This is a genomic window from Devosia sp. Root105 (assembly GCF_001424865.1).
Lineage (GTDB): Bacteria > Pseudomonadota > Alphaproteobacteria > Rhizobiales > Devosiaceae > Devosia_A.
This window is the reverse complement of the sequence record NZ_LMCR01000001.1, coordinates 1021818-1033603: the sequence shown is the minus strand read 5'-3', so window position 1 is coordinate 1033603 and position 11786 is coordinate 1021818. Positions and strand designations below refer to the sequence as shown.

Here is an 11786-nt window from a genome sequence, read left to right as displayed (position 1 = left end):
CCCACCCGCCGGGTCGTCCCCCGCCTCGCGGGATGCTCAGGAATGGTGGAGTGGGTTTGAAGTCCCCGCGCCGTTGCAGGGAGCACCGGGTGGGGGGCCGACTGAGCCGGCCCCGCACAAACTACGCCAGCTTCGGCGCGATCTTCTTGCACGCCTCGACGAGGCCGTTCACTGCGGCGACCGACTTGTCGAACGCCTTCTGCTCGGAGCCGGTAAGGGAGATCTCGACGATCTTCTCCGCCCCGCCGGCGCCGATCAGCACCGGCACGCCGACATAGGTGCCCTTGACGCCATATTCGCCCTTGAGGAAGGCGGCGCAGGGCAGGATGCGCTTCTTGTCCTTGAGGTAACTCTCGGCCATCTCGATCGCCGACGCGGCCGGAGCATAGAAGGCCGAACCGGTCTTCAAGAGGCCAACGATCTCGGCGCCGCCGTCACGCGTACGCTGGATGATCTGCTCGAGCTTTTCCTTGCTCATCCAGCCCATCTTGACGATGTCGGGGAGCGGAATGCCGCCAACGGTCGAGTAGCGCGGCAGCGGCACCATCGTGTCGCCATGGCCGCCCAGCACGAACGCCGTGACGTCCTGCACCGAAACCTTGAGCTCGTCGGCGATGAAGTGACGGAAGCGCGCCGAGTCGAGCACGCCGGCCATGCCGACCACGCGGTTCGCCGGCAGGCCAGAGAACTTCTGCAGCGCCCACACCATGGCGTCGAGCGGGTTGGTGATGCAGATGACGAACGCTTCCGGCGCGTATTTCGCGATGCCGGCGCCCACCTGCTCCATCACCTTGAGGTTGATCTCGAGCAGGTCGTCGCGGCTCATGCCGGGCTTGCGCGGCACGCCGGCGGTGACGATCACCACGTCGGCACCGACGATGTCCTTGTATTCGGAAGTGCCCTTGAGCGTCGAATTGAAGCCTTCCACCGGGCCGGACTGGCTGAGGTCCAGGGCCTTGCCCTGCGGTACGCCGTCGACCACGTCGAACAGGATTACATCGCCCAGTTCTTTGGTTGCTGCGAGCAGCGCCAAAGTGCCGCCAATCTGTCCCGCACCGATCAGAGCGATCTTCTTGCGCGCCATCCACCGAACCCCGTTTTGCTTATGCTGGAAATTGCGCGCTCCTATTAACCCTAGAGGGTGACGGGGGCAAGTCAGCCGTAGGTCCTAGCGGGCCGATCTGCAGCGATTGCATGGCTTGCCTATTTGCTAGGCAGATTGAACCGCTTCACCCCGATGCGGCGCGCCGAGGTAGTCCGCCGATTGCATCTCGATCAGCCGCGACACGCAGCGCGCGAACTCGGCACGGGTCTTGTCGTCCTGGCCCAGCTCGTCGAGCGGTGCGGCAAAGCTCGCCGCGAGCTTGGCGCCACGATCGTAGAGGGTATCGACCAGGAGGATGAAGCGCTTGGCCGCGTTCGAGCGCAGCCGGTCGAACTGCGGCACGTGATCGATCATCACCGCTTCATACGCATGGCTGAGCTTGAGATAGTCCCGTGCGCCCAACGGCTTGTCGCACAACTCCGTGAATTCAAACCGCGCCGCCCCCATCGCCGCCCGCGGCACCGGAATGGTCCGGCCCAGCGAATGGAGCTCCGCCGGCTCGCCGGGCGCCCCACCGGTGAGCTTCAGCCACAGCCGGTCCATCGCGGCGTCCACCTCGGCCCCGACGCCAAACTGGTACACCACCTCGCCCTCGAACTTCAGCCGCCGGTAGTCGGTCGGCCCGTCGAGCTCGACGATCTCGGCATGCTGCTTCAATTCGGCAATGAACGGCAGCACCAGCTGCCGGTTGAGACCGTTCTCGTAGAGATCGTCCGGCCGGGTGTTCGAGGTCGCAACAATCGTCACCCCGCCGGCGAACAGCTTGTCGAACAGCCGTCCCAGCAGCATCGCATTGGTGATGTCCTGCACCTGGAACTCGTCGAGACAGAGCAGCCGCACCTCCTCGAGCAGCGGCTTTACCACCGCCGCCACCGGGTCGGCGCTCTCGGATTTGCCCTTGCTGGATTTGCGGAATGCCGCGATCGCTTCGTGCATCTCGTCCATGAACTCATGGAAATGCACCCGCCGCTTCTTTTCGGTCGGCGCCAGCGCGAAGAACAGGTCCATCAGCATGGTCTTGCCGCGTCCGACCTGCCCGACGAGATAGGCGCCGCGCACCGGCACCGGTCCGCCGAACAGCCCGCTCAGAAAGCCGCGCGAAGCGTGCTGCGCTGCGAGCTCGGTCGCCACGCGATCGAGCGCTGCCGCTGCCTTGAACTGCAATGGATCAGGAGTGAGCGCGCCGGCCTTAGTCAGCGCGTTCAGTTTGTCGGTGACTGGTGCGCTCGCGGGCCCCCGCCGACGAGCGCGCTCAGCCAAAGCGACTACGCTTTGGCGGTTCGAGCGCGCGACCACACAGACTTCTGGCCAAAGTCAGCCAACCATCGTGATGCCCTGGCCGCCTGCCAGGGTGCCGATGAACTGGCTGCCGCTGAGGATCAGCGAAGCGATGATATCGCCATTTTCGTCGAACAGCTGCACCTGGTTGCCCACCAGTTGCCAGCTCGCCACGACCTTGAGGCCGTTGAGCCCGCAACCCGGCGTCGAAGCGCGGTAACGCGAGGTGCCGGATTTCGCCGTCTGGGTCAGGTTGAGCTTGCACTGCTCGGCGCCTGACACCACGGTCCAGCCACCCAGCAGCTTTTCGACCGTCAGCCCGGTGGAAAGATCACGCCCCGATGCCTGCGGCACCGAGCCAAGCGTCGCGAGCGAACCATCGGCATTGGCCGGCTGCCCAAGTTGACCCGGCGCCGGCTGGCCCGGGGTCAGCGGCGCGGGCTGGCCGAGCGAGGCCTGCTGCACCGTGCTGCCCGGCAAGGCGTTGAGGTCCGAACTTGCCACCGACGAGTTCTGGATCGGCGTGATGGTTTCGGTCGACGCGATGCTGGTCGTGGTCACGCCGCTCGAGGCGCAGCCGCTCAACACGAGCGACAATGCACCCAGTACGGCAATGGAAACGCCTGCGCGTCTCGAACTCATCATCGGCTCAGCTCCGCCAGATGGTTAAGAATTGGTGACCGGCGATACAGCCTGAACGGCAAAGCCGTCAACCGCCAAAGCCCCGCTTCCCCTATGCAGCGATTAATGTGGCGGAGTTAGGGAACGGACGCCTCCTGCCCCACCCCCTCCCGGCCTCCCCCATCAAGGGGGAGGTGAAGAGTCGAGGATGTGGCTCAATCGCGCCAAGTACACCGGCAGGCACCTCCCCCCTTGTGGGGGAGGCTGGGAGGGGGGGCCCCACGCACCGGCCGTCGGCCTACCGCTTCACCATCTCCGCAACGAGCGCCTCGGCGAGGATCTTGCCATCCGCCGCCTCGTCCTGCGGCAATTCGATCGGAATCCCCTTGGGCCCATACACTCCCGCCAGCCCCGGCAAGCCGTGCTCGCCACCTTCCTTGGGATGAAAGCCATGCGCCTTCAGCGCCGCGATCAGCACGCGGGCAACGGACGGGTCTTCGAGCTCGGCGACGATCTCGTACAGCTTATGCGACTCCCAGGCCTGTTCCGCCTTACGCGAACTCCCGCGTCACCATCATCTGCTTGATCTCGGCAATTGCCTTGGCCGGGTTCAGGCCCTTCGGGCAGACCTTGGCGCAGTTCATGATGGTGTGGCAGCGATAGAGCTTGAACGGATCCTCGAGGTTGTCGAGCCGCTCTTCGGTGGCCTCGTCGCGGCTGTCGATCAGCCAGCGATAGGCCTGCAGCAGCACGGCGGGGCCGAGATACTTCTCGCCGTTCCACCAGTAGGACGGGCACGAGGTCGAGCAGCAGGCACAGAGGATGCATTCGTAGAGGCCATCGAGCTTGGCGCGGTCGTCGCGGCTCTGCAGCCACTCCTTTTCCGGTGTCGGCGTCGTGGTCTTCAGCCACGGCTCGATCGAACGGTGCTGGTCGTAGAAGGTAGTGAGATCCGGCACCAGGTCCTTGATGACGGGCATATGCGGCAGCGGGTAGACGCTGATGTGACCGGCGAAATCGTCCATGCCCTTGGTGCAGGCCAGCGTATTGGCGCCACCGATATTCATCGAGCACGAGCCGCAGATGCCCTCGCGGCAGGAGCGGCGCAGCGTCAGCGTCGGGTCGACCTTGTTCTTGATCCACAACAGCCCATCGAGCACCATCGGCCCGCAATCATCTAGATCGACGAAATAGGTGTCGAGCCGCGGGTTCTCGCCACTGTCCGGATCATACCGGTACACGCGGTATTCCTTGAGCCGCGTCGCTCCAGCGGGTTTCGACCAGGTCTTGCCCGGCATGATCCGCGAGTTCTTGGGGAGCGTCAGTTCAGCCATGGTGTTACCCTACAACTTTGCACGTCTTGAGCGCCGCGGCTGACGTGTTGGTCACCGCCATCACGTCATTGGCGCTCACATTGCCGATCACTGCGGGATCAAACAGTTTTCCGGGATCGGTCTGGGCATAAGTCGCGAGCTTCATCAGCTCCGGCTTCAGCTTGCTCGACAATTCCTTGGCATAGCACTGGCAGCTTTCCGCCGTGGCGCCCGGCACCTTCGAGCAGGCATCGGCCACCGCCTGCGCATCCGCCGACAGCCCGCCGCAGCCGGTAAGCCAGAGCGTCGCGAACGCGCCGGCAACAAGTCCGAGGGCTTTCATGGGGATGAGCGACACGGGCGGTACCTCTTTGTTGGTCAGTAGTTCGGCTTGCAGATCTGGTTCGATTTGGCGACATAGGTGTTATACGCCGCATACTGGCCTTCCGGTGGCGATTTGCCCTTCATCGAGGCGATCACCATGGCCATGAATTCCTCGTCGATCAGCGTCATCGCCGCGTCCGCCTTGCACGAACAGAGCGCATCGTCCGAAGCGATGCCCATGCAGGTCTCATAGAAATCGGCCTTCTGCGCCTCGGTCGGCGCGGCCTGCGCCACACCTGACAGCATCCCCAGCGCCAAGAGCGCCACCAAAACCCGCTTCATCATTCGCCCCGTCTCTCTCACCGCAATTCTTTGCGGATCATCAGTTTCAAACCCGACCAGATTTCGCTGACCGCCGCCACCTTGATATCGACCAGTCCGATCGGCAGCACCACCTCCCGGATCACATCCTCGGTGATATCGGTCGGCACCTTTGAGGCCTTCTTCGGCCACGAAATCCAGATCACCCCATCGCGGGTGATGGCCTCCAGCAGCGGCCGCGCATTGTCCTCGAGCACGCCGCGCGACGCAGTGAAACCATGGACGAAGTTCCAGCCCGTGCTGCCGCGCCAAGCGTCCCACTCGGACACGCGCACTTCGGCAAACTCTCGCGCCACCGCCAGCTCACCGAGCTCATCCGGCAGCCCGAGAAACAGCGCCCGCTGCCCATCCTTCAGGCCGAGTTTCTGCGGCAGCGGCGTGCCGGAATAGCCTGACGATGTGTCCACTCCGGGCGTCATACGACAGACCCTGTCTTGGACCAGTCGATGTTGTTTGCCCTTTCGAACCGGCCATCCTCTAGCCCACCCGTGCACTCCGTCAGCACGAGGTGGTTGGAATCCTCGAACGAAATCTTGCAGTCGAGTGCGCCGGCCGCCGCCCATGCCCAAGACCCGGTTCCGACCTTGGCATAGAAGCGCCCCTTCGACACGCGATAGGTGGCGCGCCACTTCGGGTCGACACCCAGCGAGGGTGGTCCGTACATCGATCCGTTTCCGAGAAGGCAGAATGCCTTCGTCTCGCCGTGCCAGCAATCAGCCATCGCCAGTTCCAGGCCGACATCCGTTGCCACCACAGGTACCAGCGGCTTGTCGCCATGGGGCGAGACTGGCGTTGATGAGCATGCCGATACGGCTAGTAACGCTGCCGGCAGAGCAATGCACAGCACCCCGGACAGCGCCCGCGGCCCAGCCTTGAGCCCCAGCTTCTGCGGCAGTGGCGTGCCTGAAGAGCCAGCTGCAGCGGTCATTCGGATATCGTCTCCGACAAGAAGAGATAGCCGAACTGCGCTGGCAAATAACTGTAGGGGTCATCGACCGCGCGACCACCCCTATCGGATCTGGCGCAGTTGATCAGTCGAAATGAAACCCTCGGACGCATCAACACATCGCAAATCATCTGGCGATTGGCGGTTATCGGACCGTCGCCGCGCATATTGTTGAGGCGCAGCTTTCCTGCCGCAACCCTGTAGGACCCGAGATAGGCCCAGCCTCCCTCGGCACCACCAGAAACTCGCTCGGTGAATCGCCCGGTCCGCTCGAAGCAGAGCAGGGAGTTACCCTTATGCCAACAACCCTGCAGAAGTGCCTTTATCTCGCCATCGGTGGCCTTCCGGTCACCAGCTTGAGCCGTCATCGACAAGATGGCCACAAGCGGGAGCGCTGCCAGCAGAGCTATCGCACGCGCCCGCCGCCTCACTTCAGTACACTCGGGCCTTCGGCGCGATCTTCTTCAAACTGATCCCGCCCTCGCTCTCCGGCGTCAGCGGGTCGACGTGGACCGGCCGATAGCCGAGGTCCACCTTGCCCGCATCATTGATCCAGCTCAGCGTGTGCTTGCGCCAGTTCACATCGTCGCGGTTCGGGAAATCCTCGTGCGCGTGGGCGCCACGGCTTTCGTGCCGGGCTTCGGCCGAGACCACCGTGGTCGCGGCACAGGCCATCAGGTTCTCGAGTTCCAGCGTTTCCACCAGGTCCGAGTTCCAGATCATCGAGCGGTCGGAAACCTTGAGGTCGCTGAGTTCGCCATAGAGCGCGGTAATGCGTTCGACGCCCGACTTCAGCGATTCCGAGGTGCGGAACACCGCCGCGTCTTCCTGCATGATGCGCTGCATCTTGTCGCGCACTTCGGCCGTCGGCGACGACCCATTGGCATGCCGCAGCCGGTCGAAGCGGGCGAGGATGCGCTCGTCTTCCGATGCGACGATCGCCGGTACCATCGACCCCTTGTCGACCACCTTGGCGGCGCGGAGCGCTGCGGCCCGGCCGAACACCACGAGGTCGGTCAGCGAGTTCGAGCCGAGCCGGTTGGCGCCGTGCACCGAGGCGCAGGCCGCTTCGCCCGCCGCCATCAGCCCCGGCACCACGCGGTCCGGATCGCCCTCGGTCGGGTTCAGCACCTCGCCGTGATAGTTCGCGGGGATGCCGCCCATATTGTAATGCACCGTCGGCAGCACCGGGATCGGCTCGCGCGTCAGGTCGACGCCGGCGAATATCTTGGCCGATTCCGTGATCCCCGGGAGCCGCTCGTGCAGGACTTTCGGGTCAAGATGGTCGAGATGGAGGAAGATGTGGTCCTTCTTCGGCCCGACGCCGCGCCCTTCGCGGATTTCGATGGTCATGCAGCGGCTCACGACGTCGCGGCTCGCCAGGTCCTTGGCGTTGGGCGCATAGCGCTCCATGAAGCGCTCACCCTCGGAATTGGTGAGATAGCCGCCCTCGCCGCGCGCCCCTTCAGTGATCAGCACACCCGCGCCATAGACCCCGGTGGGGTGGAACTGCACGAACTCCATGTCCTGCAGCGGCAGCCCGGCCCGCGCCACCATGCCGTTGCCGTCGCCGGTGCAGGTATGGGCCGAGGTCGCCGAGAAGTAGGCCCGGCCATAACCGCCGGTCGCCAGCACCACCAGCTTGGCGCGGAACCGATGCAGCGTGCCGTCATCGAGCTTCCAGGCCATCACGCCCTGGCACGAGCCATCGGCGCCCATGATCAGGTCGAGCGCAAAATACTCGATGAAGAACTGCGCGTTGTTCCTGAGGCTCTGCCCATAAAGCGTGTGGAGAATGGCGTGCCCGGTGCGGTCGGCCGCGGCGCAGGTGCGCTGCACCGGCGGGCCATCGCCGAATTCCGTCATATGGCCGCCGAACGGCCGCTGGTAGATGGTGCCCTTTTCGGTGCGCGAGAACGGCACGCCATAGTGCTCGAGTTCGTAGATCGCCGCCGGCGCCTCGCGCGCCAGGTACTCCATGGCGTCGTTGTCGCCCAGCCAATCCGACCCCTTGACGGTGTCATACATGTGCCACTGCCAGCTGTCGGGGCCCATATTGCCCAGCGACGCGGCGATGCCGCCCTGTGCCGCCACGGTGTGCGAGCGGGTCGGGAACACCTTGGTGATGCAGGCGGTGTTGAGCCCCTGCTCGGCCATGCCCAGCGTCGCGCGCAGCCCGGCGCCGCCAGCACCGACAATGACCACGTCGAATTCGTGGTCGATGATCTCGTAAGCGGCCATGCGGACTAACCCCAGAAGACGAGCTTGGCGATGGCGCCCAGCGCCACCACGAAGAAGAAACCGACGAACAGGTTATTGGCGAGCATCGCCCAGCCATGTTCGCCCTTGTCGAAATAATCCTCGATCGTATCGCGCATGCCGTTGCGCATATGGATCGAGACGTTGACCACCAGCAGCGCCAGCCCGATGGCGACGAACGGGTTGCGCGCCAGCTCGATCATCTCGGCCGGCGCCCGGCTGGCGAGGCTGACCACGAACCAGATGATGAAGATCGAGAATACGATGTTGATCGCGCCGGTGATGCGCTGGGTGATGAAATGCCGGGTCGAGGCCTTGGCCTTGCCGTAGCGCGTCGCCGGGTTCTGAATCTGCGCCCGCGTGGGTTTGCCGAGAACGCTCATTTGAACCACACGAAGATTGCCCAGACGATCAGTGTCACGAGGATCGAGGCCCCGAGCTGGATCCGCACCGCCAGCTCACGGCCGTTTGCGTCCATCGCCTTGGCGGTATCCCAGACGAAGTGCCGGATGCCGCCAAACATGTGGTGGAACAGCACCCAGGTGTAGCCGAACAGCACCAGCTGGCCGAGCCACATGCCGAACAGCCAGGTGACGAAATCGAAGAAGCCGCCGCCGACCGCCGCCCCCACCAGCCACAGCACCAACAGCAGGGTGCCGCCATAGAGCGCAATGCCGGTCGCGCGGTGCACGATCGACATCGTCATGGTGAGCGTGAAGCGGTAGATCGAAAGATGCGGCGAAAGCGGCCGTGAAGAGGGAGCCATGCTAGTCTCGCGCCTCGCCCGCCGAGAAGGCCGGGCGCTCCAGTTTGGAATGGTTCGAGACTTCTAGCGGCGCTTTGCCCGGAGGTCAAAGGCTCTGCTTATGCCGAGCATTGCACTTTGGTTCTGTTATGCGCTGAGCGCATCTCTAGCGGCGTGGGGAGCCGAGCACCTCGGGCGCGGCCCGCAGCGCCTCGAGCGTGAGCAACAGGCTCAGCACTCGCTCGCTGCTGGGTCCGGACGCCACCGGGGTGGCGGACGAAAGCGTGGTCGAAGCGATCAGCCTTTGGCTGTCTTCGGCCAGGACATCCGGCACCAGGTTGCCCTGCATCGCGAGGATCGCGAGTGCAATGACGGTTCCTGCTGCGAGTCTGCCCATCTCTTTCGTCCCTGTTGCGGGCGACCGGTATCCGGTTTCCGCTGCTTGACGAGACTTCTAGCTGCCTTCACTTGGCCCGGCGCTGAAGCCGCTATTCACAATCGGTTCAGCAACGCATGATCTTTGTGCCGGTTCCCGGAGGAGAGATGACGTGAACGAAAAAGTACGGGTGCTCGGCGAACAGGTGCTGTCGAAAAACTGGGGCCTGGTGAAGAAAACCACCATCGAGCTCAAGCGCCGCAATGGCGAATGGCAGCGCCAGGAGCGCGAAACCTACGATCGCGGCGATGGCGCCGGGGTGCTGCTCTACAACCGCGCCCAGCGCACCGTCATCCTCACCCGGCAATTCCGCTTCCCGGTCTTCGCCCATGGCGAACACGCTACGCGTGGCGACCCGGGTACGCGTGGCGACCTGGGTACGCGTGGCGACCTGGGCTGGCTCATCGAGGTCGTGGCCGGCAAGCTCGACGGCGACCACCCGGTGACCACCGCGAAGAAGGAGGCCGAGGAAGAATCCGGCTACCGCGTCCACGACGTCGAGCTGGTGATGAGCGCTTACATGAGCCCCGGCTCGGTCACCGAGAAGCTCTCGCTGTTCCTCGCCGAATACGACGCGGACTCAAAAGTCTCGGCCGGCGGCGGCCTCGAGCATGAAGGCGAAGATATCGAAGTGCTGGAACTCGGCATCGACGCCGCGCTCGAGATGATCGCATCAGGCGAAATCGCCGACGCCAAAACCATCATGCTGCTGCAGCATGTGAGGTTGAAGGGGATTCTCTGAGGGGGGATGTCCCCGGGATCCGTCCCACCCACCGGGTCATTCCCGCGAAAGCGGGAACCTCCGTTTGCGGAGTTCTCGGCACGCTCAGAAAACAGAAGCCCCCACTTTCGCGGGGGTGACACCGAGTATGGGGTTGGAGCAGCGAAAAGCTCAGTTCGTTACGAACGGGTCCGCATCCACGTCCAGCGTTGCATAGCCCTCGGGCAGCTTCACCGTGAACTCGGCGCCGGTTTCGCGCGGATCGAGCATCAGCATCGACAGAATCTGCGCCTTGGCCAGCGACGGCGCCGGCTTGACAGTCCCGTCCTGCGGCTGGCTGGCGAACACCGCGAGCGGCAGCGCCAGGGCGGCAAGTGCGGCGGCGGCGACAATCAGCTTGATCTGCATTTCGGGACCTCAAAAACCTGGCGCATCCCAGCGCGTTTGTTGTCCCCTTCTAGCCCCGCCTGCCCGAACCCGCCTTGAACCCATCGTTCATGTTCGGTTTAGGCCACACACCCGCTACAGCTCTCCCCGCAGCACCCTCGCCTCCGGCAGCGCCAGATAGGCCTCCGGCACCGGCTGCGCGAAATAATCCATGGTGAATTCCTCGCCCAGTTCCACCGCCCGGCCGCAGCGCATGTGCCGCCCGTCCGGGTCGATCACCACATTGGGGTCGGACGAATGGTTGATCAGCCCGTAGCTGGTCCTCAACGGCCGGACCAGCAGCAGCTCCGGCGTCACCGCGTTCCATTCCAGCGTCTCGAGCACCTCAGGGAACCGCTCCCACTCGACCAGTTGTCCATCGAGTTCGGCCAGCAGCTCCCCGGCCTTGCGCGCCCGGCTGCTGAACAGCCCGCGTCCGGCGATCCGGCTTGGCCCCACCACCGCGTCGGCGACAGTCGGCACGAACGCCCCGTCGCCGAGGAACGCCTCGGTAAAGCTGTCGATATGTACATTCATCTTGCCGCCTCCTCGAGCAGTCCGCTGAGTTCCTCCGGCTTGTCGACGGGCACATCGTGGCCGCATTTGACCTCGCGAACCGTCCATTCGGGCTGATTGCGGAACCCATCCGCGATGCCCTGGAAACCGTTCCAGCCGGTGGCGACGATATAGGTCTTCCTGGGCACCGCCTTGTAGGCGCCTGTGACCTTCAGCCGCTCGGTCAGCGTCGCGGTCGGCTGCGGCGAAGCCTTGCTCTCCACCCAGGCGCGATCCGCCTCGTCGAGGTAGTCGCCCGGCGAAGAGGGCGGCGACTCGGTGAGTTGACCGCTCAGTTCCCAGCCCGGTGCGAAATCGGTGAACCCCTGTCCGTCCTCGGGCACGAAGGCATCGAGATAGACAATCGAGCGCACTTTCTTGCCGAGCCGCTCCACTGCTCCGGTCGCAACGATCCCGCCATAGGAGTGCGCCACCAGCACGATGCCATCGAGATCATTCCACAGCGCCTCGTTGACGATGTCGTCGATATGGGTGCTCAGGGTGATCGGCAGCTGGTTAAGATGCGAACGTTCGGCGAGCCCGCTCAGCGTCGGCGCATGCACCTTGTGACCCCGCGCCCGCAGCCGGTCGATCACACGCACCCATGACCAGCTTCCCGTCCAGGCCCCATGCACGATCACGAACGTCGCCATCTCTTCCTCCAACGATTGCATTT

18 protein-coding genes are annotated in these 11786 nt (G+C 64.3%); 1 reads left to right on the top strand and 17 read right to left on the bottom strand.

Annotation, left to right across the window (positions count from 1 at the left end):
- Positions 1-121: 121 nt before the first annotated feature.
- From mdh to ASC68_RS04875, 14 genes are all read right to left on the bottom strand, one after another.
- The gene (gene mdh, locus ASC68_RS04940; RefSeq protein WP_055875557.1) at positions 122-1084 is read right to left on the bottom strand and encodes a malate dehydrogenase; all 963 of its coding nucleotides are present in this window, start codon (positions 1082-1084) and stop codon (positions 122-124) included.
- A 126-nt stretch (positions 1085-1210) separates the two neighbouring features.
- Entirely contained in the window at positions 1211-2365 is a 1155-nt protein-coding gene (gene zapE, locus ASC68_RS04935; RefSeq protein WP_082527894.1) for a cell division protein ZapE, read from the bottom strand.
- A 54-nt stretch (positions 2366-2419) separates the two neighbouring features.
- Complete coding sequence (locus ASC68_RS04930) at positions 2420-3025, bottom strand: AprI/Inh family metalloprotease inhibitor (protein WP_197421047.1); 606 nt, start codon at positions 3023-3025, stop codon at positions 2420-2422.
- A gap of 277 nt (positions 3026-3302) precedes the next feature.
- Positions 3303-3482, bottom strand: a complete 180-nt coding sequence (locus ASC68_RS04925) for a hypothetical protein (RefSeq protein ID WP_055875550.1) — start codon at positions 3480-3482, stop codon at positions 3303-3305.
- Positions 3483-3555: 73 nt separating this feature from the next.
- Positions 3556-4338: a succinate dehydrogenase iron-sulfur subunit gene (locus ASC68_RS04920; protein ID WP_055875547.1), complete on the bottom strand. Its 783-nt coding sequence runs from the start codon at positions 4336-4338 to the stop codon at positions 3556-3558.
- 4 nt (positions 4339-4342) lie between these two features.
- The gene (locus ASC68_RS04915) at positions 4343-4675 is read right to left on the bottom strand and encodes a hypothetical protein (RefSeq protein ID WP_055875544.1); all 333 of its coding nucleotides are present in this window, start codon (positions 4673-4675) and stop codon (positions 4343-4345) included.
- A gap of 20 nt (positions 4676-4695) precedes the next feature.
- Positions 4696-4983: a hypothetical protein gene (locus ASC68_RS04910; protein WP_156387240.1), complete on the bottom strand. Its 288-nt coding sequence runs from the start codon at positions 4981-4983 to the stop codon at positions 4696-4698.
- Between the two features lie 17 nt (positions 4984-5000).
- The gene (locus ASC68_RS04905; RefSeq protein ID WP_055875538.1) at positions 5001-5441 is read right to left on the bottom strand and encodes a hypothetical protein; all 441 of its coding nucleotides are present in this window, start codon (positions 5439-5441) and stop codon (positions 5001-5003) included.
- Positions 5438-5950, bottom strand: coding sequence for a hypothetical protein (locus ASC68_RS28590; RefSeq protein ID WP_156387239.1), 513 nt, complete (start codon positions 5948-5950; stop codon positions 5438-5440). The genes ASC68_RS04905 and ASC68_RS28590 overlap by 4 nt, the downstream gene beginning before the upstream one ends.
- A complete protein-coding gene (locus ASC68_RS04895) occupies positions 5947-6342 on the bottom strand; it encodes a hypothetical protein (RefSeq protein ID WP_156387238.1) in 396 nt (131 codons plus the stop codon). The genes ASC68_RS28590 and ASC68_RS04895 overlap by 4 nt, the downstream gene beginning before the upstream one ends.
- Positions 6343-6400: 58 nt before the next feature.
- Positions 6401-8209: a succinate dehydrogenase flavoprotein subunit gene (sdhA, locus tag ASC68_RS04890; protein ID WP_055875530.1), complete on the bottom strand. Its 1809-nt coding sequence runs from the start codon at positions 8207-8209 to the stop codon at positions 6401-6403.
- 5 nt (positions 8210-8214) lie between these two features.
- The gene (gene sdhD / locus ASC68_RS04885; RefSeq protein ID WP_055875528.1) at positions 8215-8610 is read right to left on the bottom strand and encodes a succinate dehydrogenase, hydrophobic membrane anchor protein; all 396 of its coding nucleotides are present in this window, start codon (positions 8608-8610) and stop codon (positions 8215-8217) included.
- Positions 8607-8993 carry a succinate dehydrogenase, cytochrome b556 subunit gene (gene sdhC, locus ASC68_RS04880; protein WP_055875526.1) on the bottom strand — a complete coding sequence of 129 codons (387 nt, stop codon included), beginning with the start codon at positions 8991-8993 and terminating at the stop codon, positions 8607-8609. Before sdhC ends, sdhD begins: the two co-directional genes overlap by 4 nt.
- 145 nt (positions 8994-9138) lie before the next feature.
- A complete protein-coding gene (locus tag ASC68_RS04875) occupies positions 9139-9369 on the bottom strand; it encodes a hypothetical protein (protein ID WP_055875523.1) in 231 nt (76 codons plus the stop codon).
- 151 nt (positions 9370-9520) lie between these two features.
- On the opposite strand from ASC68_RS04875, the gene ASC68_RS04870 reads away from it, so the two are divergent.
- Positions 9521-10150: an NUDIX domain-containing protein gene (locus tag ASC68_RS04870; RefSeq protein ID WP_055875520.1), complete on the top strand. Its 630-nt coding sequence runs from the start codon at positions 9521-9523 to the stop codon at positions 10148-10150.
- Positions 10151-10300: 150 nt separating this feature from the next.
- Here the strand turns inward: ASC68_RS04870 and ASC68_RS04865 are convergent, their stop codons facing one another.
- From ASC68_RS04865 to ASC68_RS04855, 3 genes are all read right to left on the bottom strand, one after another.
- Positions 10301-10537: a hypothetical protein gene (locus ASC68_RS04865; RefSeq protein WP_055875516.1), complete on the bottom strand. Its 237-nt coding sequence runs from the start codon at positions 10535-10537 to the stop codon at positions 10301-10303.
- A 114-nt stretch (positions 10538-10651) separates the two neighbouring features.
- Positions 10652-11092: an SET domain-containing protein gene (locus ASC68_RS04860; protein ID WP_055875515.1), complete on the bottom strand. Its 441-nt coding sequence runs from the start codon at positions 11090-11092 to the stop codon at positions 10652-10654.
- Positions 11089-11763 (bottom strand): alpha/beta hydrolase, encoded by a 675-nt coding sequence (locus ASC68_RS04855; protein WP_055875514.1) that lies wholly within the window; start codon positions 11761-11763, stop codon positions 11089-11091. The genes ASC68_RS04860 and ASC68_RS04855 overlap by 4 nt, the downstream gene beginning before the upstream one ends.
- Positions 11764-11786 lie beyond the last annotated feature (23 nt).

Coding starts and splice junctions, on each gene's coding strand:
- ASC68_RS04920 (WP_055875547.1), bottom strand. CDS start 4,338: ATGGCTGAACTGACGCTCCCCAAGAACTCGCGGATCATGCCGGGCAAG.
- ASC68_RS04865 (WP_055875516.1), bottom strand. CDS start 10,537: ATGCAGATCAAGCTGATTGTCGCCGCCGCCGCACTTGCCGCCCTGGCG.
- ASC68_RS04860 (WP_055875515.1), bottom strand. CDS start 11,092: ATGAATGTACATATCGACAGCTTTACCGAGGCGTTCCTCGGCGACGGG.
- sdhD (WP_055875528.1), bottom strand. CDS start 8,610: ATGAGCGTTCTCGGCAAACCCACGCGGGCGCAGATTCAGAACCCGGCG.
- sdhC (WP_055875526.1), bottom strand. CDS start 8,993: ATGGCTCCCTCTTCACGGCCGCTTTCGCCGCATCTTTCGATCTACCGC.
- ASC68_RS04910 (WP_156387240.1), bottom strand. CDS start 4,983: ATGAAGCGGGTTTTGGTGGCGCTCTTGGCGCTGGGGATGCTGTCAGGT.
- ASC68_RS04855 (WP_055875514.1), bottom strand. CDS start 11,763: ATGGCGACGTTCGTGATCGTGCATGGGGCCTGGACGGGAAGCTGGTCA.
- ASC68_RS04875 (WP_055875523.1), bottom strand. CDS start 9,369: ATGGGCAGACTCGCAGCAGGAACCGTCATTGCACTCGCGATCCTCGCG.
- ASC68_RS04905 (WP_055875538.1), bottom strand. CDS start 5,441: ATGACGCCCGGAGTGGACACATCGTCAGGCTATTCCGGCACGCCGCTG.
- ASC68_RS28590 (WP_156387239.1), bottom strand. CDS start 5,950: ATGACCGCTGCAGCTGGCTCTTCAGGCACGCCACTGCCGCAGAAGCTG.
- sdhA (WP_055875530.1), bottom strand. CDS start 8,209: ATGGCCGCTTACGAGATCATCGACCACGAATTCGACGTGGTCATTGTC.
- ASC68_RS04930 (WP_197421047.1), bottom strand. CDS start 3,025: ATGAGTTCGAGACGCGCAGGCGTTTCCATTGCCGTACTGGGTGCATTG.
- mdh (WP_055875557.1), bottom strand. CDS start 1,084: ATGGCGCGCAAGAAGATCGCTCTGATCGGTGCGGGACAGATTGGCGGC.